This is a genomic window from Stenotrophomonas sp. GD03930 (assembly GCF_029839665.1).
Classification (GTDB): Bacteria; Pseudomonadota; Gammaproteobacteria; order Xanthomonadales; family Xanthomonadaceae; genus Stenotrophomonas; species Stenotrophomonas forensis.
Genome location: NZ_JAOCAV010000001.1, coordinates 423,287 through 446,275 on the forward strand (window position 1 = coordinate 423,287; position 22,989 = coordinate 446,275).

The 22,989-nt window shown below is 67.1% G+C and carries 20 protein-coding genes; 10 read left to right on the forward strand and 10 right to left on the reverse strand.

The window, feature by feature from the left end; translation table 11 throughout:
• Together N5C18_RS02005 and N5C18_RS02010 are read right to left on the reverse strand one after the other, a co-directional pair.
• Window positions 1-642, reverse strand: coding sequence for a response regulator transcription factor (locus N5C18_RS02005; protein WP_279943699.1), 642 nt, complete (start codon window positions 640-642; stop codon window positions 1-3).
• Window positions 642-1,850 carry a sensor histidine kinase gene (locus N5C18_RS02010; RefSeq protein WP_053449103.1) on the reverse strand — a complete coding sequence of 403 codons (1,209 nt, stop codon included), beginning with the start codon at window positions 1,848-1,850 and terminating at the stop codon, window positions 642-644. Before N5C18_RS02010 ends, N5C18_RS02005 begins: the two co-directional genes overlap by 1 nt.
• Window positions 1,851-1,999: 149 nt before the next feature.
• Between N5C18_RS02010 and N5C18_RS02015 the strand changes: the two genes are divergently transcribed.
• From N5C18_RS02015 to N5C18_RS02035, 5 genes are read left to right on the forward strand one after another with little or no spacing between them, the layout of a single operon-like run.
• A complete protein-coding gene (locus tag N5C18_RS02015) occupies window positions 2,000-2,596 on the forward strand; it encodes a GNAT family N-acetyltransferase (RefSeq protein WP_008267255.1) in 597 nt (198 codons plus the stop codon).
• On the forward strand, window positions 2,542-3,387 hold the full coding sequence (gene minC / locus N5C18_RS02020; RefSeq protein ID WP_049457735.1) for a septum site-determining protein MinC: 846 nt from the start codon (window positions 2,542-2,544) through the stop codon (window positions 3,385-3,387). Before N5C18_RS02015 ends, minC begins: the two co-directional genes overlap by 55 nt.
• 35 nt (window positions 3,388-3,422) lie before the next feature.
• Entirely contained in the window at window positions 3,423-4,232 is an 810-nt protein-coding gene (gene minD / locus N5C18_RS02025; protein ID WP_006424120.1) for a septum site-determining protein MinD, read from the forward strand.
• Window positions 4,233-4,234: 2 nt separating this feature from the next.
• Window positions 4,235-4,495 (forward strand): cell division topological specificity factor MinE, encoded by a 261-nt coding sequence (minE, locus tag N5C18_RS02030; protein WP_005408532.1) that lies wholly within the window; start codon window positions 4,235-4,237, stop codon window positions 4,493-4,495.
• Window positions 4,496-4,541: 46 nt separating this feature from the next.
• Window positions 4,542-5,021, forward strand: a complete 480-nt coding sequence (locus N5C18_RS02035) for a hypothetical protein (RefSeq protein ID WP_164241672.1) — start codon at window positions 4,542-4,544, stop codon at window positions 5,019-5,021.
• A 226-nt stretch (window positions 5,022-5,247) separates the two neighbouring features.
• On the opposite strand, the gene N5C18_RS02040 is transcribed toward N5C18_RS02035, so the two are convergent.
• The 3 genes from N5C18_RS02040 to N5C18_RS02050 form a co-directional block, all read right to left on the reverse strand.
• A complete protein-coding gene (locus tag N5C18_RS02040) occupies window positions 5,248-6,492 on the reverse strand; it encodes a DUF819 family protein (protein ID WP_279943701.1) in 1,245 nt (414 codons plus the stop codon).
• Window positions 6,493-6,623: 131 nt separating this feature from the next.
• Window positions 6,624-8,702 carry a S9 family peptidase gene (locus N5C18_RS02045; protein ID WP_279943703.1) on the reverse strand — a complete coding sequence of 693 codons (2,079 nt, stop codon included), beginning with the start codon at window positions 8,700-8,702 and terminating at the stop codon, window positions 6,624-6,626.
• Between the two features lie 254 nt (window positions 8,703-8,956).
• A complete protein-coding gene (locus N5C18_RS02050) occupies window positions 8,957-10,921 on the reverse strand; it encodes an oligopeptide transporter, OPT family (protein WP_053510209.1) in 1,965 nt (654 codons plus the stop codon).
• Window positions 10,922-11,264: 343 nt separating this feature from the next.
• On the opposite strand from N5C18_RS02050, the gene N5C18_RS02055 reads away from it, so the two are divergent.
• The 3 genes from N5C18_RS02055 to N5C18_RS02065 all read left to right on the forward strand — a co-directional run bounded on the left by N5C18_RS02055 (window position 11,265) and on the right by N5C18_RS02065 (window position 14,862).
• Window positions 11,265-11,747, forward strand: coding sequence for a hypothetical protein (locus N5C18_RS02055; RefSeq protein WP_230078939.1), 483 nt, complete (start codon window positions 11,265-11,267; stop codon window positions 11,745-11,747).
• Window positions 11,748-11,838: 91 nt separating this feature from the next.
• On the forward strand, window positions 11,839-12,987 hold the full coding sequence (locus tag N5C18_RS02060; protein WP_053449098.1) for a heparan-alpha-glucosaminide N-acetyltransferase domain-containing protein: 1,149 nt from the start codon (window positions 11,839-11,841) through the stop codon (window positions 12,985-12,987).
• 120 nt (window positions 12,988-13,107) lie between these two features.
• Window positions 13,108-14,862: an oligopeptide:H+ symporter gene (locus N5C18_RS02065; RefSeq protein ID WP_164085685.1), complete on the forward strand. Its 1,755-nt coding sequence runs from the start codon at window positions 13,108-13,110 to the stop codon at window positions 14,860-14,862.
• Between the two features lie 21 nt (window positions 14,863-14,883).
• Here the strand turns inward: N5C18_RS02065 and N5C18_RS02070 are convergent, their stop codons facing one another.
• The 3 genes from N5C18_RS02070 to N5C18_RS02080 form a co-directional block, all read right to left on the reverse strand.
• A complete protein-coding gene (locus N5C18_RS02070; RefSeq protein WP_279943704.1) occupies window positions 14,884-16,869 on the reverse strand; it encodes a prolyl oligopeptidase family serine peptidase in 1,986 nt (661 codons plus the stop codon).
• 73 nt (window positions 16,870-16,942) lie between these two features.
• Window positions 16,943-18,925: a S9 family peptidase gene (locus N5C18_RS02075; protein ID WP_279943706.1), complete on the reverse strand. Its 1,983-nt coding sequence runs from the start codon at window positions 18,923-18,925 to the stop codon at window positions 16,943-16,945.
• 168 nt (window positions 18,926-19,093) lie between these two features.
• Entirely contained in the window at window positions 19,094-19,729 is a 636-nt protein-coding gene (locus N5C18_RS02080; RefSeq protein ID WP_279943707.1) for a LysE family transporter, read from the reverse strand.
• A gap of 139 nt (window positions 19,730-19,868) precedes the next feature.
• Here N5C18_RS02080 and N5C18_RS02085 point away from each other — a divergent pair, with 139 nt between their 5' ends.
• Window positions 19,869-20,774: a LysR family transcriptional regulator ArgP gene (locus N5C18_RS02085; protein WP_006424060.1), complete on the forward strand. Its 906-nt coding sequence runs from the start codon at window positions 19,869-19,871 to the stop codon at window positions 20,772-20,774.
• A gap of 91 nt (window positions 20,775-20,865) precedes the next feature.
• On the forward strand, window positions 20,866-21,312 hold the full coding sequence (locus N5C18_RS02090) for a GNAT family N-acetyltransferase (RefSeq protein WP_164241666.1): 447 nt from the start codon (window positions 20,866-20,868) through the stop codon (window positions 21,310-21,312).
• A gap of 62 nt (window positions 21,313-21,374) precedes the next feature.
• Here N5C18_RS02090 and N5C18_RS02095 read toward each other — a convergent pair whose 3' ends face one another.
• Together N5C18_RS02095 and N5C18_RS02100 are read right to left on the reverse strand one after the other, a co-directional pair.
• Complete coding sequence (locus N5C18_RS02095) at window positions 21,375-21,866, reverse strand: hypothetical protein (protein WP_164085680.1); 492 nt, start codon at window positions 21,864-21,866, stop codon at window positions 21,375-21,377.
• Window positions 21,851-22,969, reverse strand: a complete 1,119-nt coding sequence (locus N5C18_RS02100) for a PAAR domain-containing protein (RefSeq protein ID WP_279943710.1) — start codon at window positions 22,967-22,969, stop codon at window positions 21,851-21,853. The genes N5C18_RS02095 and N5C18_RS02100 overlap by 16 nt, the downstream gene beginning before the upstream one ends.
• Between the last annotated feature and the right edge of the window lie 20 nt (window positions 22,970-22,989).

Here is a 22,989-nt window from a genome sequence, read left to right on the forward strand (position 1 = left end):
CTAGACCAGCTGGAGTTCGAACGCCTTCAGTACGGCGCGCGTACGGTCGCGCACGCCCAGCTTGGAAAGGATGTTGGACACGTGGTTCTTGATCGTGCCTTCGGCCACGCCCAGCGAGTTGGCGATCTCCTTGTTGGAGAATCCGCTGGCCATCAGCCGCAGGATCTCGGTCTCGCGGTCGGTCAGCGGGTCGGGCCGGTCCAGGCTGACGAACTCGTTGCGCATGTGCTCCAGGCCGGACAGCAGCCGCTGGGTCACCGCCGGCTGCACCAGCGAACCGCCATCGGCCACGGTGCGGATGGCCCCGACCAGCTGCGCCAGGGTCACGTCCTTGAGCAGGTAGCCCTTGGCACCGGCCTTGAGCCCTGCCAGCACCAGCTGGTCGTCATCGAAGGTGGTGAGGATGATGGTCGGCGGCAGCTGCTCCTGCCTCGACAGCACCTGCAGCGCTTCCAGCCCGGACATCACCGGCATGCGCATGTCCATCAGGACCACATCGGGACGCATCTGCGGGATCAGTTCGACCGCCTGCCGGCCATCGCCGGCCTCGGCCACCACCTCGATGCCATCATCGAGCGCCAGCAGGGAGCGGATTCCCTGCCGCACCAGGGTTTGGTCATCGACCAGGCAGACGCGAATCATCAACGTACTCCTTCAGGAACCTTGGTAAGGGCGGCCACCAGCACCGTTGCCGGCACCGTCGCCCGCAGGCGGAAGCCTTCGCCGGGACGGGTCTCGACCTGCAGCTGGCCACCACATTGTTGCAGGCGCTCGCGCATCCCGCGCAAGCCATTGCCCACATTGACCATTTCCGCGCCGACGCCGTCGTCGCGGGCCTCCACCACCACCCGGTCAGGTGCTTCACGGTACACCTTGATCCACAGGTGGCGGGCGCCGGCGTGGCGCACGGCATTGGTGATGATCTCCTGGGTGCAGCGCAGCAGCACGTGGGCCCGCTGCGGGTCCTCCACGTTCAGGGGATCCTCGATCTCCAGCTGGATGTCCAGCGAGGGTACGTTCTCGGTCAGCGGGCGCAGCGCCGCGGCCAGGTCGATGGCGCCGGTCTCGCGCAGCTGGCTGACCACCTCGCGCACGTTGCCCAGCAGCAGCTTGGCCAATGCGTGGGAACGCTTCACATGCTCCAGCGCCTGGCCGTCGGCCAGGTGGCCGGCCACTTCCAGGTTCAGGGTCAGCGCGGTCAGCTGGTGGCCCAGCAGGTCATGCAGCTCGCGCGAGATGCGCGTGCGCTCATTGACCCGGGCGCTCTCGGCCAGCAGGGCGCGGGTGGCACGCAGTTCCGAGTTGAGCCGGCGCTGTTCGTCGCGGGCCTCGGCCTGGCGACGGGCCACCAGTGCGATCACGAACACGAAGCTGGAGAAGCCCATGTAGCCCACCGCCTGCAGCACGGCGATGAACGGCGGGAAGCCCAGCGGCTGGATGTAGACCGGCAACACCGCCAGGTTGCTGGCCACCAGCCAGACCACGCCGATGCGCGGCCCCAGCAGCCATGGCAGCAGGCCGGCCACCACCATCAGCAGGATGCTTCCCAGCGCGGTACCGGAAAAATAGCTCACGCCGATCGCGCAGGCGGTCAGCAGGATCAGCGCCGCGTGGTCGAAGAAACCCGGACGGCCCTCGCCCAGCGAGCGGGTCAGCGCCCAGTACACGATGCCGAAAGCCAGGTAGGCCGAGGCCCAGGGAATGATGCGGAAGCCGGCTTCGCCGTCCAGCGTCTCCAGCGTCAGCGAGACAGGATCGATCAGGTAGATCGCGAGCCAAAGGCCGACGGTGCCCCAGGTGAACAACCCGGAGTAGCGCAGCATCGCATTGTGGTTCAGTCGGGCCAGCATCCCTCATCGTAGCCCGTGCACGGCCGCTCCCAAGCGCCGAAAGTCATGCTCGGGCATATCCCCTGTTCATGCCGCAGCCCACCCCGGGCATGCAATAATCGTGCGCAGGGTCCCTTGATGGACCAACCGCGTTACCCCACGGAGTCACAATGTCGATTGTCATCCGCGACGTGCGCGAGCACGAGCTCGATTCCGTCCTGGCTTTGAACAACAACGCTGGCCTGGCCATCCTTCCCCTGGATGCGGCCCGCCTGCGCCTGTTCTACGAAACCGCTGAGTATTTCCGCGTCGCCGAGCGCGACGGCAACCTGGCCGGATTCCTGATCGGCTTCGGCAGCGACAGCCAGCACGACAGCAGCAACTTCGCCTGGTTCAAGCAGCAGCTGGACACCCCGTTCTTCTATATCGACCGCATCGTGGTCGCCAGCCGCCGTCGCGGCGGTGGCGTCGGCCGTGCGTTCTATGCCGACGCCCAGAGCTTCGCCGAGCTGCGCTACCCGCAGATGACCTGCGAGGTCTTCCTCGACCATGGCGCCGATGCCGCCCTGCTCTTCCACGGCAGCTTCGGCTTCCGCGAGCTGGGCCAGAACACCATGGCCCAGGTCGATGTGCGTGCCAGCATGCTGGCCAAGGAACTGTGCAGCTACCCGTGGGTGCAGGAAACCTACCGCGGCAAGCTGCCGGATGTGGCATGGACACGCGCCCGGCAGCTGCCGGCGCAGGCACAGCGGCCGACGGGGACCTGAGCGTGGCGGTGAATTTCGATTACGAACAGGCCGGTGAACTGAAGATCGGCCAGGTGGGCATCGCCAACCTGCGCATCCGCACCCTTGATGTCGAACGCCTCGTGCAGGAAATGCGCGAGCGCGTGACCCGCGCACCGAAGCTGTTCGGCCGCGCTGCGGTGATCCTCGATTTCGGCGGCCTGAGCCAGGTCCCGGACGTGGCCACCGCACAGGCGCTGGTCGACGGCCTGCGCAGCGCGGGCGTGCTGCCGGTGGCACTGGCCTACGGCACCAGCGCGGTCGATCTGCTTTCGCAGCAGCTCGGCCTGCCGTTGCTGGCCAAGTTCCGCGCGCAGTACGAGCGTGCCGAAGCCGAACCGGCCCCGCCGGCGCCCGCGCCGGAACCGCGTCGCGCCGTCCGCGCCGAGCCCAAGCCGGCCCCCGCCGCGCCGGTGGCCAAGGTCGCCGATGCCGCCGCGCCGCAGCCGGGCCGCATGCAGCTGGGCAACGTGCGTTCGGGCCAGCAGCTGTACGCGGAAAACTGCGACCTGACCGTGATGGCCACCGTCGGCGCCGGCGCCGAGGTCATCGCCGATGGCAGCATCCATATCTACGGCACCCTGCGCGGCCGCGCGCTGGCAGGAGCCCAGGGCAACACCGCGGCACGCATCTTCTGCCGTGATTTCCATGCGGAACTGGTCGCCATTGCAGGCCATTACAAGGTACTGGACGATGTGCCGGACAACCTGCGCGGCAAGGCCGTGCAGGTATGGCTGGAACAGGACCAGATCAAGATCGCTGCGCTGGACTGACGCAGCACCCAAACAGAATCATCAGGAGAAGTCCTTTGGCTGAAATCATCGTAGTCACCTCCGGCAAGGGCGGCGTCGGCAAGACCACTTCCAGCGCGAGCCTGGCCTGCGGCCTGGCGCGGCGCGGCAAGAAGGTGGCGGTGATCGACTTCGACGTCGGCCTGCGCAACCTCGACCTGATCATGGGCTGCGAACGCCGCGTGGTGTACGACTTCGTCAACGTCGTGCACGGCGAAGCCACCCTCAAGCAGGCCCTGATCAAGGACAAGCGCTTCGACAACCTGTACGTGCTGGCTGCCTCGCAGACCCGCGACAAGGACGCGCTGACCCAGGAAGGCGTGGGCAAGGTCCTGAAGGACCTGGCCGCCGACGGCTTCGACTACATCATCTGCGACTCCCCGGCCGGCATCGAGAAGGGCGCCTTCCTGGCGATGTACTTCGCCGACCGCGCGGTGGTGGTGGTGAACCCGGAAGTGTCTTCGGTGCGCGACTCCGACCGCATCATCGGCCTGCTCGATTCGAAGACCCACAAGGCCGAGTCCGGCCAGGACGTGCCGGCCTTCCTGCTGCTGACCCGCTACACCCCGGTGCGCGTGGAAAGCGGCGAGATGCTGAGCATCGCCGACGTCGAGGAAGTCCTCGGCCTGAAGGCGATCGGCGTGATCCCGGAATCGGGCGACGTGCTCAACGCCTCCAACAAGGGCGAGCCGGTGATCCTGGATGTCGAATCCGCTGCCGGCCAGGCCTATGAAGACGCCGTCGCGCGCATCCTCGGCGAAGAACGCCCGATGCGCTTCACCAACGTCGAGAAGAAGGGCTTCTTCAGCAAGCTGTTCGGAGGGTAAGCATGGGCCTGTTTGATTTCCTCAAAGCGAAGAAGACCACCGCCGAAACCGCCAAGAACCGCCTGCAGATCATCATCGCGCAGGAACGCAGCCACCGCGGTGGCCCGGACTACCTGCCGCTGCTGCAGCGCGAGCTGCTGGAAGTGATCAAGAAGTACGTGAACATCGACGTCGATGCAGTGAAGGTCGACCTGGTGAAGGATGGCCAGCACGACGTGCTGGACATCTCCGTGGCGCTGCCTGAAGGCCCGGACAAACCCTGATGCCCTGCCCCGCCCGTGCCTGCATGGGCGGGGCCGCGTGACCCGCATGACCGATACGACAACCGCCGTGGACATCACCTGCGTGGGCGACATCGCCTTCGCCGATGCGCAGTGCCTGCTCGCCGCGCATGGCCTTCGGCTGCACCACGTGGCCGCCGGTGAACCGATTCCCGGCAGCTACTGGGGCGAACCGGAGGCGGGCATCATCGCCAGCAACGTGTACGTGCGCGATGACACGCCCGTGCACTCGATGCTGCACGAAGCCTGCCACCTGATCGTGCTGCCGCCGGAGCGGCGTGCGCAGGTGCACACCGATGCCACCGACTCGGTGGCCGAGGAAGACGCTACCTGCTACCTGCAGATCGTGCTGGCCGGGCAGCTGCCCGGTGTCGGCAGCGAACGGCTGATGGCCGACATGGATGCGTGGGGGTATACGTACCGGCTGGGGTCTACGAAGGCGTGGTTCGAGCAGGATGCCGAGGATGCGAAGGCATGGCTGGTCGAACGCGGCTTGCCGGTGGCGTAAAGCCGCGGGCGCGGTTGGCCACGGGCGCGTGGCGACGCGCCGAACCTTGCGGCGCCCAACTTTTCACTCGGCGCGGTTCGAGCAGGACGCGGAAGACGCGAAAGCCTGGTTGATCGAACGCGGCTTGCCGGTGGCGTAAAGCATCGGTAGTGCCGGCCGCTGGCCGGCAATTTCCTGAAACTGTGAAGCATCGCCTGGTTGCCGGCCAGCGGCCGGCACTACCCGCTCAGCCCTGCCCGGCCAGCGCGCGCAGGGTGATGCCGACGACGTAGGCCAGATAGGTGCCGGTGGCGTAGCCCATCGTCCCCAGCAGCACGCCGACCGGCGCCAGGGCCGGATGGAACGCCGCGGCCACCACCGGCGCCGAGGCAGGGCCACCGATGTTCGACTGCGAACCGATGGCGAAGTAGAAGAACGGCACCTTCAGCAGCTTGCCCAGGCACCACAGCAGCACGATGTGCACGGCGATCCAGATCAGGCCGAGCAGGAACAGCCACGGGCGGTCCAGCAGCGCCAGCAGATCCATCTGCATGCCGATGCAGGCGATCAGGAAATACAGCAGCAGCGAACCCAGGCGCGAGGCGCCCGCGCCTTCCAGGGTGCGCGCACGGGTGAAACTGAGGCCCAGGCCCAGCGTGGTCGACAGCACCACCACCCACACGAATGGCGCATCCAGGCTGAACTGTGCGGCCCAGCTGACGTTGATCTTGAACCATGCGGCCAGCGGTGCACCGATGGCATGCGCCAGGCCGACGCCACCGAAGGCCACCGCCACGATCAGCATCAGGTCGGTGAGGCTGGGAATTCGCTCGTGCTCGGCCTGGAAGCGCGCGATGCGCTCCTTCAGTTCATCGATGGCCGAGGTATCGGCGCCACTGCGCGCATCGATCTTCGCCGCGCGCCCGGCCAGGAAGATCAGCGCCGCCATCCACACGTAACCGACACCGACATCGACCACGGCAAACTGGCCGAAGGTGGTGGCGTTGACGTCGAACACTTCGCGCATCGCCAGCATGTTGGCACCGCCGCCGATCCAGCTGCCGGCCAGCGCAGCCATGCCGGCCCAGGTATCGCCGGCCACGGTGTCGGGATGGATCGCGCGCATCACCAGGAAGGCCACCACGGCACCGAGCATGATGCTGGCCGAAGCGCCCAGGTACATCAGCACCAGCTTCGGGCCAAGCCGCAGGATGCCCTTGATGTCCACCGCCAGGGTCAGCAGGATCAGCGCCGCCGGCAGCAGGATGTCGCGCGCGATCGGGTTGTAGAGCCTGGTGTTCTGGCCGTCGATCAGGCCGACGGTGTTGTAGATGCCGGGAATCAGGTAGCACAGCAGCAGTGCCGGCACGAAGGTGTAGAAGCGCTTCCACAGCCCCTGCTCGCGCGAGGCGGTCCAGAACACGGCGCCGAGGGTGGCGGCGATCAAACCGAAGACGACGATGTCGTTCTGGATCAGGGCGGTCGAAGGCATGCAGGCGCTCTGGGTAGTGCCGGCCGCTGGCCGGCAATCTGGCAGGGGTGGGGAGCAGAATGGGGTTGCCGGCCAGCGGCCGGCACTACCAGAAAGCAGAGCGCCGCCCCGAAGGGCGGCGCCGGAGGCGCTTACTCGCCGATGTGCTGCTTCAGCCAGGCATTGACGGTGTCATGCCACAGGATGCTGTTGTTCGGCTTCAGCACCCAGTGGTTCTCGTCCGGGAAGTACAGGAACTTCGATTCGATGCCCTGCCGCTGTGCCGCGGTGAACGCAGCCAGCCCCTGCTCGACCGGAATGCGGAAGTCCTGCTGGCCGTGGATGACCAGGATCGGCTTCTTCCAGTCCGCCACGTGGTTGACCGGGTTGAACTTCTCGTAGTTCGCGGCCTTCTGGTACGGCGTACCGCCCTGCTCCCACTCGGTGAACCACAGCTCTTCGGTGGCGTAGCCCATCATGCGCTGGTCGAACACGCCGTCATGGTTGACCAGGCACTTGAACGGGCCGTTCCAGTTGCCGGCGATCCAGTTGACCATGAAGCCACCGTAGCTGGCGCCCAGTGCACAGGCCTTGTCACCGTTGAGGAAGGAATACTTCTTCAGCGCCGCGTCCCAGCCCTTCTGCAGGTCTTCCAGCGGGCGGTCGCCCCAGTGCTGGCTGATCGCATCGGTGAAGGCCTGGCCGTAACCGGTGGAACCGTGGAAGTCGATCATCACCACCGCGTAGCCCTGGCCCGCGTACGTCTGCGGGTTCCAGCGGTAGCTCCAGCCGTTGCCGAAGCTGCCCTGCGGGCCGCCGTGGATCAGGAACGCGACCGGGTAGGACTTGCCTTCCTGGTAGTTGTGCGGCTTGACCACGTAGCCGTGCACGGTGTCGTTGTTCCAGCCCTTGAACTCGAACTGCTCGTAGTCGCCGAAGGACACGTCCTTCAGCACCTCGCCAGCGGCCGGGGTCAGCGCGCGCAGCTCGCCGATCGGCTGGCCAGCGGCCGGCAGCAGGCCGACCAGCACCTGGTCGTTGCTCTTCAGGCTGTTGCGGGTGATCGCCACGCTGTTGCCGGCCACGTCGACCGCGGTCACGCTGCCGTCGCCGATCAGCTTGGTGGCCTTGCCGCTGGCCACGTCGATCTGGAACAGCGGGTGTTCGCCGAGGTCATCGGCGGTGGTGTAGATGCTGGCGCCATCGGCGGACAGGGCAATGCCACCGGCCGAGCGATCCCACTGCGGGGCGATCTCGCGGGTCTTGCCGCTGGCAAGGTCCATCGCCATCAGGCCGAAGCGGTCGGCCTCGAAGCCCGGGCGCTTCATCGCGCGGTAGAACAGGGTCTTGCCGTCGGCGCTGAACACCGGGCCGGCATCCCAGGCCGGGTTGGACGCGGTCAGGTTGACCGGTGCCTGCTTGCCGGCGGCGTCGAAGCGGTACAGGTCGAAGTTGGTCGACCACGGCTCCTGCTTGCCAGCCACGCGGATGCTGGCCACCACGCTGGCGCCATCCGGCGACCACGCGAAGTCATCATTGCCGCCGAACGGCTTGGACGGTGCATCGCCATCGATGGTCGCGCTCAGCGCCGACGCACCCTTGACCGGACCGGCCTTGGCCGCCGGCAACGGCGCCACGAACAGGGTGTTGCGGCGGCCGTCATTCCAGGTATCCCAATGGCGCACGAACAGCGAATCGAAGACCTTGCCGCTGGCCTTGGCGTCCTTGTTGTCCTTGAGCTTCTTCCCGGTGCAGGCCAGGTCCGAGGCGCACGCCTGGAACACGCCGGCGCTGAACAGCACGCGGTCGTCCTGCGGCGACACGTGGTAGCTGTCCACGTCGACCGCGAAATCGGTCAGCTGGCGCGGGGTGCCACCGCTGATCGGCTGTGCGTACAGCTGCTGGCTGCCGTTCCGGGCGCTGAGGAAGTACACGGTCTGGCCATCGGCCGACAGCGAAGCGGAATTGACGTTCCAGCCAGCCGGGGTGATCTGCTTCGGCGGTGCCGCATCACGGGTAAGCAGGTTGCGTGCGAACAGCGCGGTGGAGGCCTTCAGGTTGGCGTCCACGCTGCGCTTGGCGAACACCACGGTGCCACCGTCCGCGGTCAGTACCGGCGCGGAGACGCGGTCCATGGCCACCATGTCGCGGACTTCCAGGCCACGGGCAGCGGCAACGCTGGGCAGGGCGGCCAGCAGGCTCAGTGGCAGCAGGGCATGACGCAGTTTCATCGGGGTCTCCGCAGGACGGCAAAAAACCGATGTTAGGCCCGTGCGACCGAGGCTGCCAAGGCCATCGGTCATGGCTGCGTGCGGGCAGCCGCCAGAAACAGCAAACCCCGCCGGGGCGGGGTTTGCGGTAGTGCCGGCCGCTGGCCGGCACTCATGGGCCTTCATGGGTTCCGGGGTTGCCGGCCAGCGACCGGCACTACCCATCAAACCTGGAGTCAGAGCCCTTCCCTGCCGGAAGGGATCCGACCCACCCCTTACGCCACGGCGCGCTTGCCGGTGCGGTAGATCAGCCAGCCGACCAGGAACAGCACGGCCAGGCCGATCCACTGTGCGCCCGGCAGGTGGAACGGCACGGCCAGCACGTCGGCGCGGCTGCTGACCACGATCGGCACGGCGATGGCGATGCCCATCAGCGCTTCGCCGGTAATCAGGCCGGCAGCGAACAGCACGCCCGGCTTGTGCACGCGGTCGCGGCCCTCTTCGTCATCGGCGCGCACCTTGTGGAAACGCTCGACCAGGTGGGCAATCAGGCCACCCAGGAAGATCGGCACCATCAGCTCCAGCGGCAGGTAGATACCGATGGCGGCGGCCAGCACCGGCACGCGGAAACGTGCGTTGCGCGACTTCAGCCAGCTGTCAAAGGCAATGATCGCGGCGCCGACCACGGCACCGATGCCGATGAAGGTCCAGGGCAGCTCACCACCGAACAGGCCCTTGGCCACCGAGGCCATCAGGTTGGCCTGCGGCGCGGCCAGCGCGTTCGGGTGCAGCTCGGACTTCACGCCGATGCCGTAGGCGGTGGCCAGCAGGTTCAGCACCGGGGCCATGATCAGCGCGCACGAGAACGCACCGATGCCCAGCATCAGCTGCTGCTTCCACGGGGTGGCGCCGACGATGTAGCCGGCCTTGAGGTCCTGCAGGTTGTCACCGCCGACCGCGGCGGCACAGCACACCACTGCGCCGATCATGATCGCGGCCACCGCACCCAGCGGCGCACCGAAGGCACCGACCGGCTGCAGGCCATCCTTGCCCAGCAGCAGCACCAGCACCGCCGAGGCGAACAGGATGGTGGAGATGGTGATGCCCGAGACCGGGTTGTTGGACGAACCGATCAGGCCAGCCAGGTAGGCCGAGACCGAAACGAACAGGAAGCCGGCGACGATCATGATGAGGGTCATCGGGATCGACACATGCCACTGGCCGACGATGGCCTGGTACAGGGCCAGCAGCGGCAGCACGAAGACCACCAGTGCCACCAGCATCCACTTCATCGGCAGGTCGCGCTCGGTGTGCGCCAGTACCGGGCCACCGCTCTTGCGCGCAGCCGCGAAGCCGCTCTTGACGCCGTTCAGCAGCGACTTGCGCAGCGAGATCAGGGTCCAGATGCCACCGATCAGCATCGCGCCGACGCCCAGGTAGCGCATCTTCGCGCCCCAGATGGCGAACGCGGCCTCGGTGGACGAGGCGGTGGCGACCGACGCAGCCAGGGCCGGATCGGTGTTCATGAAGAATGCCTGGTAGATCGGAATGGCGATGTGCCAGGTCAGGATCGAACCGGACACCACCACGATGCCGACGTTGAGGCCGACGATGTAGCCCACGCCGAGCAGCGCCGGCGACAGGTTGGTGCCGATGAAGGCGGTGATCTTGGAGCTGCCGACGTAGGCCGAAGTGGCCCAGGCATCGGGGATCAGGCGCAGGCCGCTTTCGGCGGCCAGCTTGACGAAGGCGCCGATGACAGCCGACAGGCCGAGGATCTTCAGGCCCGGGCCGGGGTTCTCACCGGCCTTGAGCACTTCGGCCGCGGCCTTGCCTTCCGGGAACGGCAGCGGGTCTTCGACGATCATCGAACGGCGCAGCGGCACCGAGAACAGCACGCCCAGCAGGCCGCCCAGGCCGGCGATGCCCAGCACCCACCAGTACTTGAAGTCCGGCCAGTAGCCCATGATCACCAGCGCCGGGATGGTGAAGATGACACCGGCGGCGATCGACGAACCGGCCGAAGCGCCGGTCTGGACGATGTTGTTTTCGAGGATGGAACCACCGCCCAGCAGGCGCAGCACGCCCATGGAAATGACCGCCGCGGGAATGGCGGTGGCGATGGTCAGGCCTGCGAACAGACCGAGATAGGCGTTGGCCGCCGACAGCACCACCGCCAGCACGATGGCCAGGGCCACTGCGCGGAAGGTGAGCTGCTTGGGCGCAGCGTCGTGGTTCATGGAAGCCCCTGCTGGCAAAAAATCCTGGTCACGCTAGCGTTCAGGGGGCGTCACGTCCAGTGCGGTTCGGGAGGGTTGCAGCCGGGTCGCCGGTGGGATAGTCGCTTTTGACCAAACTCGGCCAACGCATCAAGCTCATCAGGCACATATCCCAATGGGCTGCCGGGTACCGGATACCGCGGCCCCCTGCCCCACATGGGCAGGCCAGCCACCGCTGCAGCATTCCAGCCAACATCGTTTGAAGTGTCTCGACTCCCCACGCATCGTGTTCACGATCCAAATGCTGTCGCCGAGCCGACCTATGAAAAACACACTTCGTATGCGCCCGATCAAGGGGCCGGTCATGGCCATCGTGACCTTGCTCTGCTCGATGCCCCTTTGTGATCACGCATCGGCCTGGAGTCGCGTTGGCGCGATCGAGGTCACTGACCACGCCGGCAGACCCTGTTTCGGGCTTCCCAGGAAAGAGCGCAAGCGTATCGGTGAGACTCCTCAGGTGTTTGGTGTGGAGGTGTATGACGCGATTACTCCACCGCTGCGGCGGCTATGGTCTTTCGACTTTTCCTATCCCGCGTCACTCCCGCTTCCACCCGGCGCTTGCGTCCTCTATGGAGAAGTGCCAGCCAACGCCGCTGCAGGGCAAGCGGCCATGACGCTGCAGTCTGGGCGCCTGTATGAGGTCACGATGTCGGCCACCAGAACGGGCGCCACCCGGTTCTATAGCGCCCGATTCTGCGTGAAGGCGAACGCCGATGGCAGCCTGCGGGCGATCCAGGTCCGCTACGACGACGCTCTGGGCTGGAGTCCTGCGGTCTGCCTGCCCTGAGCTGATGGACGCGCTCGTCGACATCTCTCAGCGCCTGCTGGAAACGGGCAATTGTTATGTTATATCCTGTCACGCCGAACGAACATCGTACGTGGCTTCTCCTTCCTCCCCTCGGCTGGCCTCCATCGACCAGCTGCGCGGCACCGTCATGCTGCTGATGCTGCTCGACCACGTGCGCGAGACCTTTTTCCTGCAGCACCAGGTCGGCGACCCGATGGATGCGGCCAGCGTATCCCCTGCCCTGTTCGCTTGCCGCCTGCTGGCCCATCTGTGCGCCCCGGTGTTCGTGCTGCTCACAGGCCTGTCGGCGTGGCTGTATGGCCAGCGCCAGGCCGACCCGCGCCGCGCGATCGCCGCCTTCCTGCTCAAGCGCGGCCTGTTCCTGGTGGTGCTGGAACTGACCCTGGTCAACTTCGCCTGGACCTTCCAGTTCCCGCCGGACACGCTGTACCTGCAGGTGATCTGGGCCATTGGCCTGAGCATGATCGCGCTGGCCGGCCTGCTGTGGCTGCCGCGCCCGGCGCTGCTGGTGCTGGGCGTGCTGCTGGTGGCCGGCCATAACCTGTTCGATGGCGTGCGCGTGGAAGGCGACGGCGTGCTGGCCGTGCTGTGGAAAGTGCTGCACCAGCGCGACTGGATCGACACCGGCGTCGTGCGCCTGCGCACGTCCTACCCGGTACTGCCGTGGATCGGGGTGATCGTGCTGGGCTACCTGATGGGGCCGTGGTTCGCGCGCGACCGCGACCCGGCGCAGCGCCAGCGCTGGCTGCTGTGGGCAGGCCTCAGCGTGCTGGCCCTGTTCGCGCTGCTGCGGTTCGCCAACCAGTATGGGGATGCCCCGTGGCAGTACCAGACCAGCACGCTGCGCACGTGGATGAGCGTGTTCAACATCACCAAGTACCCGCCGTCATTGCAGTTCCTGCTGCTGACCCTGGGCGTGGGCCTGTTGCTGCTGCGCTTGTACGAATGGCCGCCAGTGGCCCGCGCCCTGCGCCCGCTGGCCGACATCGGAGCGGCGCCGATGTTCTTCTACCTGCTGCACCTGTACGTGCTGAAGCTGCTGTACGTGGCTGCGCTGGCTACGTGGGGCCCCACCCACGGCAGCCTGTACGCGCTGGATTCGGTGGCCGGCCTGCTGCTGGTGGCCTGCGCGCTGGCGGTGGCGATGTACCCGCCGACGCTGCTGTTCGGCCGGTTCAAGGCCCGCCGCCGCGACCTGGCTTGGCTGCGCTACCTGTAGGCCGTCAATCGGGCGGCCATCCACGCGTGGCGTGGAGCTACTGAAGGCTGGCGGGGCGCTACCGGGCGCGGGCACGGCTGCAGGCCTATAATCGCGCCCTTTCCGCTGTTCCCGCCGTCGATGACCGTTGCCGCTACCGCCTCCGACGACTTCCTGGGCCATCCCAAGGGCGTCTACGTCTGCTTCTTCACCGAGATGTGGGAGCGCTTCTCCTTCTACGGCATGAAGGCGCTGCTGCTGCTCTACCTCACCAAGTACCACCTGTTCGGCGACAAGGCCGGGCTGGACCTGCTCGGCGCCTACGGCGGGCTGGTGTACTGCATCCCGGTGTTCGGCGGCATGCTGGCCGACCGCTGGCTGGGCATGCGCCGGGCGGTGCTGTTCGGCGGCATCCTGCTGGTGCTCGGCCACCTGGGCATGGCCTTCGAGGGCCATGCCGCGTACCGGGTGAACGGCGAAGTGGTGCGCGACACCTCGGCGCTGGCGGTGACCTACCTGTCGCTGGCGCTGATCATCATGGGCGTGGGCTTCCTGAAACCGAACATCTCCACCATCGTCGGCAAGCTCTACGCCAAGGACGATCCGCGCCGTGACTCGGGCTTCTCGCTGTTCTACGCCGGCATCAACCTGGGTGCGCTGTTCTCCTCGCTGGTGTGCGGCTTCCTCGGCGAAGCCTACGGCTGGAAGTACGGCTTCGGCGCGGCCGGCATCGGCATGCTGGCTGGCCTGGCGATGTTCCTGTGGGGCCAGAAATACCTGCAGGGCCATGCCGAACCGCCGCAGCCGGCCGCGCTGAAGCAGAAGGTGCTGGGCCTGCCGCGCGAATGGCTCATCTATCTGTGCGCGGTGCTCGGTGTGCTGCCGGTGGCGTGGCTGATGTGGGCCGCCGGCAACGGTGCCTTCGCGCTGGGCGGTGAAATCAGCCTGGCGCTGATGCTGATGCTGGTGGTGCTGGGCGGCGTGCTGGTCTGGTTCGCGTGGTTCACCGGCACGAAGTGCACACCGGTACAGCGCCAGCAGATGATCGCGCTGATGGTACTGATCTTCATGGCGCTGGTGTTCTTCACGATGTACGAGCAGTCCTACGGCTCGTGGGTGACGTTCACCGACCGCCTGCTGACCAAGGACATCGTGCCATCGCTGGTGATCACCGGCGGTACGCCGCTGCCGTGGTCGATCATTTCACTGTTGCTTGCACCGCTGGGCTTCGTGGTCAGCGCGCGCCTGTCCGAGCGGCGCCCCGGTTCGGCCGCACCACGTGCGTTCTTCATCGGCATCGTGGCACTGATGCTGGTGCTGCTGGTGCGCGACTGCCTGGTGATTCCGCAGACCGCCGGTTCGCTGACCTATCTTGGCGGCCTGTTCCTGGTACTGCTGGCACCGGCTTTCGCCGCATTGTGGACGTGGATGGACCGCCGCGGCTGGGAGCCCGGCAAGCCGGTGAAGTCGGCATGGGGCCTGGTGATCGGTGCGCTGTCATTCGTGCCGCTGGCGCTGGCGGCGCAGCAGGTCGGCGCCACCGGTGAGATGGCCAGTGTCTGGTGGCTGGTGCTGGCCTACTTCCTGCTGGCCAGCGGCGAGATGTGCCTGTCGCCGGTCGGCCTTTCCGCAGTGACCCAACTGGCGGTGCCACGGGTGATGAGCCTGATGATGGGCACCTGGTTCCTGGCCACTGCGTTCTCGGAAACGCTGGCCGCGCTGTTCGGCAAGCTGGCGGCCATCGAGGTGCCGGAAGGCGAATCACTCGACATGGTGGCTGCCGCCGGTGCCTACGCACACCTGTTCTGGCTGCTGATGTGGATCGGCCTGGGTTGCGCCGTGCTCGCCTTCATTGCTGCGCCGCTGTTGAAGCGGATGATGCACGGGGTGAAGTAGGCCCGGTGCAGCGACGCCCGCTCAGGGCGCCTTGGCCTTTTCCACCGATGCTGCAACCTGGGCGTTCGCCCCGCCCAGGTGCTTCGACAGGAACGCCAGCAGGCGCGTGTAGTAATCGCGCTGGCTGGCTTCGCCGTAGAAGCCATGCCCTTCGCGCGGGTAGTACACCGCTTCCACCGGCACCCCGGCCTGCTTCAGGGCCGCTTCCATCCGCTGCGTGTGCTGCACCGGCGCACGCGTGTCTTCGCGCCCGGCCGCCAGCAGCACCGGCACCGTGATCCGGGCCGCCAGGTTCACCGGCGAGACCGCTGCCAGCGCCGCGGGATCGCCGAGCCACTCATTCAGGTAGTTCACGCCCGAAGTGCGGTCCTGGATATCACCGCGCTTGAACATGAGCGGCAGGTCGTACACGCCCACATAGCCCGCGGCGCACCGGTACAACGCCGGCTCACGCACGGCGCCCATCATGGCCGAGTACGCGCCGTAGCTGGCGCCATAGATGCAGATGCGCTGTGGGTCGGCGATGCCTTCGGCAATGGCCCAGCGCGTGGCGTCGGTCACGTCATCCTGCATGGCCTGGCCCCATTGCTTCGCCGCAGCCTGGGTGTGGGCACGACCATAGTTGCCCGACCCGCGGAAATTGACCTGCAGCACCGCATAGCCGGCTGCGGCCAGCAGCTGGTTGTCACGCTCGAAACCACCATCATCGAATTCGCCGATGGGCCCGCCGTGCGGCATCACCACCATCGGCAGGCGGCGGCCGTCACTGCTTTTGGGTACGGTCAGGAAGCCGTGCAACGGCAGGCCATCGCGCGCAGCCAGGGCGATCGGACGCACGCTGGCAGCTCCGTCGCGGTCGAACCAGCGCTGGCGCGCGGTCAGGAACGCCGCTTCCCGGGTGGCGGTATTGAACATGAACCAGTCGCCGGGATTGCCGCCCGAACTGACCTTGACCAAGATGCGCGCGTTGTCACGGGTGGCCGACAGCAGGCTGACCCGCTGGCCGGGGAAGGCCTTCTCAAGCATGCGCTGGATCCGCGCGGTGGGCGACTGCTCGTCGAAGAACGCGCTGCGCGCGTTCGCTCCCACGAACTGCACGCCGACCGGCACACGGCTGCCCGGCTGGTAGATGATCGAGGCCGGGTCGACCACCGCGTCGCGCAGCAGGGTTCGCCGCTCGTCGGTCTGTGGATTCCAGCTGACCACCGCATCCGGGCCGGTGGACTGTTCGACGATGAGGTAGGCCAGGTGGTTGTCGGCGGAAAAACCGATGGGGCGTTCGATGCGGTGGCTGCTGCCCTCGTCGTTGAGCAGGGTCCAGCGCCCATCGTCCTGCCGGTAGTAGAGCTTGTTGATGTTGTCCGCGGCGGCGCCGCGGGCAAAGCGCAGTACGCCGGCGTTGTCGGTGGTGAAGGTTGCCCGCTGCACCGGCGAGCGCGAGACCAGCACGCGGCGGCCGGTGATGACGTCCATCCGCTCAAGCCGTGCGCTGGTGTCGTTGGCGAACGGCCACAGCGAGATCAGTACGTTGCGCTCGTCTCCGGCCAGCGGATCGGCGAGGAACGCCGCCACCGGCTCGACCACACGGCCGCTGACCAGGCCCGGCTCATCCGGTCGCGCGCGGTAGCCGACCAGAAGGTCACCCCGCTTGCCATCGGCATCCATCGCGTAGAGCTCGCCGGTGGAGCGCGGCACATCCAGCGCCCCCCACTTCTCGGCCAGCCCGATCAGCAGGCGATTGTCGCTCACCCAATCGACGCTGTTGGCGTGGTTGTTGCGCGGCGGCCGGAAATTGCCGACCAGTTCCATGGTGCGGGTGCGCAGCACGGCCACCGCCGTTGCCCCTTCCAGAGGCAGGGTCATGGCCAGGTACTCGCCGGTGGGCGAAAGCTGGATGTCGTTGAACTCGGCGCGCCGCAGGTAGTCATCCAGCGCGATCTCGGCTGCGCGCGCGTGGCGGGCACCGCACAGCAACAGCAGGACGGCGAGCAGCATTACATGCTTCATGGTGTCCCCTTTCTGACCGGGCAGCCTGGCTGCCCGGCATGCCGAAGCGCGCGTCCAACGCGCGCCGATGCAGTTACGGTGCCTTGCCGCTGCCGGCCGGTGCTGCTTCGCCGGCGGTGGCCCCACCCAGGCTGCGCGACAGGAAGGCCAGCAGCCGGCTGTAGTAGGTGCGCTGGTTGGCCAGGTTGTAGAAGCCATGCCCTTCGTTCTTGACGTACAGGCTCTCCACCGGCGATCCGGCCTTCTTCAACGCCGCCTCCATGCGCTCGCTGTGCACGATCGGTGCACGCTGGTCCTGGCCCCCTGCGGCCAGGAATACCGGCACGCGCACTTGCCCGGCCAGGTTCACCGGCGAGCGCTCTGCCAGCTCATTGGGCGATCCCAGCCAGTTGCGCAGGTAGGCCAGGCCTGATTCATCGCTCTGGATATCGCCCCGGGCATACATCAGCGGCAAGTCGTAGATGCCGACATAACCGGCCGCACACTGGTAGAGACCCGGCTCGCGCACCGCGCCCATCATCGCCGCATAGGCGCCGTAGCTGGCGCCGTAGATGCAGATGCGGTCCTTGTCCGCCACGCCCTGTTCGATGGCCCAGCGCGTGGCATCGGTGACGTCATCCTGCATCGACAGCCCCAATTGCTTGCGCGCTGCCTGCATGTGCGCCCGGCCATAGCCGGAAGAACCGCGGAAATTGACCTGCAGCACCGCGTATCCGGCCGCTGCCAGCATCTGGGTCTCGGCCTCGTAGGCGCCCTGGTCGGAAACACCGATCGGCCCACCGTGCGGCAGCACCACCATCGGCAGCGCACGCGCCTGGCGCCCGTGCGGGATCGTCAGGAAGCCATGCAGCGGGCGCCCATCGCGCGCCTTGACGCTGATCGGGCGGACCTCGGCGGTCAGCGCCGGGTCGACCCAGTCGCTGCGGCTGATCAGGTGCCGGGCGCTCTTGCCCAGCGTGTCATACAGATAGAAGTCACCCGGATTGCGGCCTGACCAGCTCTCCACCAGCACGGTCCTGCCATCGCGCGTGCTGGAGGTGATGTAGACCGGCCCTCCCAGGCCCGCTTCAAGGCTGCGGTAGAGGCGCGCTTCGTCCGAGGCGTCATCGAAGAACGCCGTTCGCGGCGCGCCGCCAAGGAACAGCGCCCCCACCGGCACGCGGCTGCCCGGGCGGCGGATGATGCGTGACGGATCGGCGGTTTCATCGCGCAGCACGGTGCGCCGCTCATTGCTCTGCGGGTCCCAGCTGACAATCGCGTCGGGCCCTTCCGCCTGCTCGACCTGCAGATAGGCCAGGCGACCATCGGCCGAGAAACCGAGCGGCACTTCGATGCGCTTGCTCAGGGCCTCGTCGTTGAGCAGGATCCACTCGCTGTTGCTGCCCGCCCGGTAGTAGAGCTTCTGCGTTCCATCGGTGACGGCAGCGCGCGCGAATCGCACCTCGCCCTGCTCATCGGTGGTGAAGTGCGCATCGGCAACCGGCGCCCGCGCCACCGCGTTGCGGCGACCGGTCATCACGTCCATGCGCTCGATCTGCGCATGCGTGTTGCCGACAAAGGGAACCACGGTGACCAGCACGTTGCGGTCGTCGTCCTTCAGTTCGTCGCTGAGGTACGCAGCGACCATGCCCGCCGGCTTGACCTTGATGTTGGTACCCAGGCTCTGGTCGGCAACCCGGTACCCGACCAGCAGCTCGCCGCCCTTGCCGTTGGCATTGATGCCGAACAGCTCGCCGGTCGGCGTGGGCCGGTCCAGCAGCCCGAGTTTCTGCGCCATGCCCACCAGCAGCCGTTCGTTGCTGACCCAGTCGAAGGTGTGGGCGTGGTCATTGCGTGGCGGACGGAAGCTGCCGACCATCTTCATGTCGGCAATGCGATAGATCGCCAGTGCCGTCCCGGCTTCCAGCGGTACCGTGGCGGCAACGTACTCTCCGCCCGGCGAAATCTTGATGTCGGTGAACGACTCCTGCCGCAGGAAACGATCCAGATCCAGCGTCGCCGCCGCTGCCCCCCCCGACAAAGCCCCCAGTACCACGGCCAACACAATCCTGCGCATCCTTCCCCCATGGAAAACCGGACAGCCTGTCCGGATGCGCGATTCTAGGCACGTACATGCAACTGATGCCACAGGGGCAAAAAAAAACGACGGCACCGTTGCCGGTGCCGTCGTTACCACTACCTTGGAGAGAGAGTCAGGACGTGGGTTCGGGGGGCGTGCGCCGGGTCAGTGGACCCCGCGCACCGCCAACATGAGGGCCAGGATGCTGAGGATCACGGCGATGGTGCCGTCCAGCACGCGCCAGGTGCCGGGCTTGGTGAACAACGGCGCCAGCAGGCGCGCGCCCAGGCCCTGCGCGGTCAGCCACAGGCAGCTGGCGGTGACCACGCCGGCGGCGAACGCCATGCGGGCATTGCCGAAGTTCTCGGCAATCGAGCCGATCACCATCATGTCCAGCCAGAAATGCGGGTTGATCAGCGAGAAACCGACCGCGGCCATCAGTACGGCACGGCGGCTGCCGTCATCGCTGTCAGCCTCGCCCATGCCGCCGCCACCGGCAATCGCACGGCGCGCCGACTTCATCGCATACCAGGCCAGGAACGCCACGCCGGTCCACAGCACGGCGGTGGTCAGCCACGGCAGCGCCGAGGTGAGCGTGCGCAGGCCGGCGACGCTGGCGAAGATGAAGATGGCATCGATGGCCGCGCAGGTGGCGACCACCGGCACGATGTGCTTGCGCAGGATGCCCTGGCGCAGAATGAAGGCGCTCTGGGCCCCGACCACGGCGAACAGGCCGATGCCGGTGGCTGCACCAGAGGACCAGGCACCGAGGCCGGTGCTGGCGGAGATGACCGAGAACATGGGATTGACTGCCTTGTGTTGCTTGGGGGGGACGGTGCCTCGCGAAGGCGGACAGCACCGGAACGGGCGCCATTGTCGCGCCGCAACATGAAAAAGACGAGCTAAACTTCCTAAACCAACATTAGCGGAACTTAATTCGATGCGTATCGACCATGCCCAGCTGCGCGCCCTGGCCGCGGTGATCCGCGAAGGCAGCTTCGACCGCGCCGCGCAGTCGCTGAATGTCACCCCTTCGGCCATCTCGCAGCGGGTCAAGGCGCTGGAGGACCGGGTCGGCCGCCTGCTGGTCAAGCGCGGCACCCCGGCCACCGCCACCGCCGAGGGCCAGGTACTGGTGCAGCTGGCCGAACAGACCGCCCTGCTCGAACACGACGCGCTGCACCGGATGGGCCTGGCCGACGAGGACCTGCCCCAGGCCAGCATTCCGGTGGCGGTGAACCACGACAGCCTGGAGACCTGGTTCCCGCAGGCCGCCTCGCAGTTCGCGCAGAGCACCGGCACCACCCTGGACCTGCGCGTGGAGGACCAGGACCACACCGTGGAGCTGCTGCGCCAGGGCACCGTGCTGGGCGCGGTGACCACCCTGGACGAGCCGGTGCAGGGCTGCCAGATCCACGCACTGGGCAGCATCCGCTACGCCGCGACCTGCACCCCGGAGTTCCGCGAGCGCCACTTCGCCAAGGGCGTGACCGCGCAGGCACTGGCGCAGGCCCCGGTGCTGGTGTTCAACCGCAAGGATGAGATGCAGTCGCGTTTTGCCCGACGCATGGCCGGCGACGACCTGCCGAGCACCGCGCCGACCTGGTGGATTCCCTCCACCCGCGCCTTCGTGCAGGCCAACCTGGGCGGCATGGGCTGGACCATGAACCCGCTGCCGCTGGTCAAGCGGCACCTGGACGCCGGCCGCCTGGTCTACGTGCGGCAGCGCGCGTGGGAAGACGTGCCGCTGTACTGGCAGCACTGGAAGGGTGACGTGCAGACCATGGCGCTGCTGACCCGCGCGGTGCTGGACGCGTCCTCGGCGCTGATCCGGCGCAAGCGCTGAGCGGCGCTCCATGCAATCTCCACGCGTCCTCCACACCGGGTCCATGCGCGATGCGGATACTGGCGGGCCGTTCATTGCAAGGATGCCCCGCATGCCCCTCTCCGTGCGCGATGCCCGCCCCGACGATGCCGCCGCGTGCATCGACCTGCGCGGGCGTACCCGCGAGAACGCCTTCAGTGCCGCGCAGCTGGCGGAGCTGGGCATCAACGCGGAAAGCTGGGCGGCCGGCATCGCCCACGGCGAATCGATCGGCCGCATCGCCTGGGAAGGCGAGCGCATGGTGGGCTACTGCTTCGCCGACCGCGCCAGCGGCGAGGTGCTGGTGCTGGCGCTGCTGCCGGACTACGAGGGCCGTGGCATCGGCCGCCAGCTGCTGCAGGAGGTGGTCAGCCTGACCCGCGATGCCGGCCACCAACGCTTGTTCCTGGCCTGCTCGGCCGATCCGCGCTCACGCTCGCATGGATTCTACCGCCGCCTGGGCTGGCGCCCCACCGGTGAGCTCGATGAGGCCGGTGACGAGATCCTGGAACTGCGCTGAAGCAGGGTACGGCCGGATGATCGGGCCGCATTGATCCGACGCCGCATCGCTGGGCGCGGCAATCAGTCTGCGTCGAGCACGCGCAGCTGCGCCTGCACCACCTGCGCTTCGGTACTGCCTGCACCGGGCGTCAGGTTCACCGAAAGCTGCAGGGTCACATCCATTGGGCGCAACGCGAACCGGGTCAGTTCCTGCGGCTTGATCGGAAAACCAATGCGCAGGGACTGACCCGCACGCAGCTCCTGCATCTGATCCCGCAGCGCGGCGGCGGCCATGCCACTGCGCAGGGCAGTCGTCTTGCCGGAGTGGTTGTCCTTCACCTTCACCGAAGGACCACGACTGCGGATGTACTCCAGCGGCAATGACACCGGCTCACTGCCGCTGTTGCGCAGCTCCAGCTCGACATTGAGCGTCTGCCCACGGAAACGGCACTGGGCATCGTCCACGCAGCGCGCATGAAGTTCGATCACGGGAGGCAGCTCCTTGCTGTGGGCCGGCAGCGCAGTGGCGGCGGCAATAATAGTGGCGATCAGTGAAATCACTTGACGGTGCATGTTATCTCCCGGCCGATCTGGCGGCTCAGCAGCTCGCGTATCTCGCGCGCGATGTTCCAGGCATGTCGCGGCAGGGTCACGGCGCAGTCGACCGAATTCATGATGGTGGCTGCCGGGTCGGACAGCGCGCGCGAATCGGGAACGGCAACCAGCACTTCCGGATCGAGGGTACCGTCGGGCTGGAGGTAGCGCACGGTTTCCTCGTCCGGATCATTGTAGGAATACTCGTCGGGCACGCCCAGCGTATGGGCGAACTCGTGGGCGAAGGTCCACGGCGTTGTTGATACCGAGACGTCGATATCCGGAAACTCGACCTGCTCGCGGTCGTAGCTGCGGTGGATGATCAGTTTGTAGTCGCTGCCGCCCTGCACCCAGCGCACTTCGTAGCGGAGCGGGAAACTGCGGGTACCGCACTGCGGGTCGTGTATGTCCAGGGTGAAGCGGCCATTCCAGAACTGATCGATTCCCTGCTCCATGCGTGCCCGCGTCGCGGTCACTTCGGCCGCGGTGACCCCGGCCTGTGGCATCGGCTGCACCTTGATCGACACCACCACCTCGCCCTGCGCATGCAGCGGAATTTCGATGCGGTAGCTGACCGGGAAGGCGTAATCGTGCTTGTCACCGTTGACGTCGTACGCCTCGTAATAGCGCCCATCCACATCGCGATCGATCCGGGTATCGTGATCGTCCACCCAGCACTGCGGCGCCACCGGCTCTTCCGGCGCGGGCGTGCCGGGCGGTGCGAACGGCGGCGTCTGCAACGGCATCGTCTTCAGCAGCGGCGCCACGATGCCCGCCACCTTGGCCAGCGCACCCAGCGTGGCCTGCCCACCACCACCCCCACCACCGGCGACGACATGCGCCCGCTGCTGTTTGCCCGCCATCAGCGCGCAGCCGCAGCTGGCCTTGTCGCCGTCGCGGGCGACCGGCTGGCCGTCGATGACCAGGGTGCTGTCACCGGTCACGATCGAGCCGGGCCCGTGCCGGGCGCAGATCACCCGATCGCCGACGCGTGCCACGGCGCGGCCTTCGATATCGGTGTGCGGGGAACCTGTCAGTACCGAACCGCCCGTCTGCAGGGCGTCACCTACCACGATCAGCATCCGTGACATCGTTGCGCGGC

Bases quoted from the DNA above. Each gene is read 5' to 3' on its own strand.
- N5C18_RS02005 (WP_279943699.1), bottom strand. From the start codon at position 642: ATGATTCGCGTCTGCCTGGTCGATGACCAAACCCTGGTGCGGCAGGGA.
- N5C18_RS02010 (WP_053449103.1), bottom strand. From the start codon at position 1,850: ATGCTGGCCCGACTGAACCACAATGCGATGCTGCGCTACTCCGGGTTG.
- N5C18_RS02015 (WP_008267255.1), top strand. From the start codon at position 2,000: ATGTCGATTGTCATCCGCGACGTGCGCGAGCACGAGCTCGATTCCGTC.
- minC (WP_049457735.1), top strand. From the start codon at position 2,542: ATGGACACGCGCCCGGCAGCTGCCGGCGCAGGCACAGCGGCCGACGGG.
- minE (WP_005408532.1), top strand. From the start codon at position 4,235: ATGGGCCTGTTTGATTTCCTCAAAGCGAAGAAGACCACCGCCGAAACC.
- N5C18_RS02035 (WP_164241672.1), top strand. From the start codon at position 4,542: ATGACCGATACGACAACCGCCGTGGACATCACCTGCGTGGGCGACATC.
- N5C18_RS02040 (WP_279943701.1), bottom strand. From the start codon at position 6,492: ATGCCTTCGACCGCCCTGATCCAGAACGACATCGTCGTCTTCGGTTTG.
- N5C18_RS02045 (WP_279943703.1), bottom strand. From the start codon at position 8,702: ATGAAACTGCGTCATGCCCTGCTGCCACTGAGCCTGCTGGCCGCCCTG.
- N5C18_RS02050 (WP_053510209.1), bottom strand. From the start codon at position 10,921: ATGAACCACGACGCTGCGCCCAAGCAGCTCACCTTCCGCGCAGTGGCC.
- N5C18_RS02055 (WP_230078939.1), top strand. From the start codon at position 11,265: ATGGCCATCGTGACCTTGCTCTGCTCGATGCCCCTTTGTGATCACGCA.
- N5C18_RS02065 (WP_164085685.1), top strand. From the start codon at position 13,108: ATGACCGTTGCCGCTACCGCCTCCGACGACTTCCTGGGCCATCCCAAG.
- N5C18_RS02070 (WP_279943704.1), bottom strand. From the start codon at position 16,869: ATGAAGCATGTAATGCTGCTCGCCGTCCTGCTGTTGCTGTGCGGTGCC.
- N5C18_RS02075 (WP_279943706.1), bottom strand. From the start codon at position 18,925: ATGCGCAGGATTGTGTTGGCCGTGGTACTGGGGGCTTTGTCGGGGGGG.
- N5C18_RS02080 (WP_279943707.1), bottom strand. From the start codon at position 19,729: ATGTTCTCGGTCATCTCCGCCAGCACCGGCCTCGGTGCCTGGTCCTCT.
- N5C18_RS02085 (WP_006424060.1), top strand. From the start codon at position 19,869: ATGCGTATCGACCATGCCCAGCTGCGCGCCCTGGCCGCGGTGATCCGC.
- N5C18_RS02090 (WP_164241666.1), top strand. From the start codon at position 20,866: ATGCCCCTCTCCGTGCGCGATGCCCGCCCCGACGATGCCGCCGCGTGC.
- N5C18_RS02095 (WP_164085680.1), bottom strand. From the start codon at position 21,866: ATGCACCGTCAAGTGATTTCACTGATCGCCACTATTATTGCCGCCGCC.
- N5C18_RS02100 (WP_279943710.1), bottom strand. From the start codon at position 22,969: ATGCTGATCGTGGTAGGTGACGCCCTGCAGACGGGCGGTTCGGTACTG.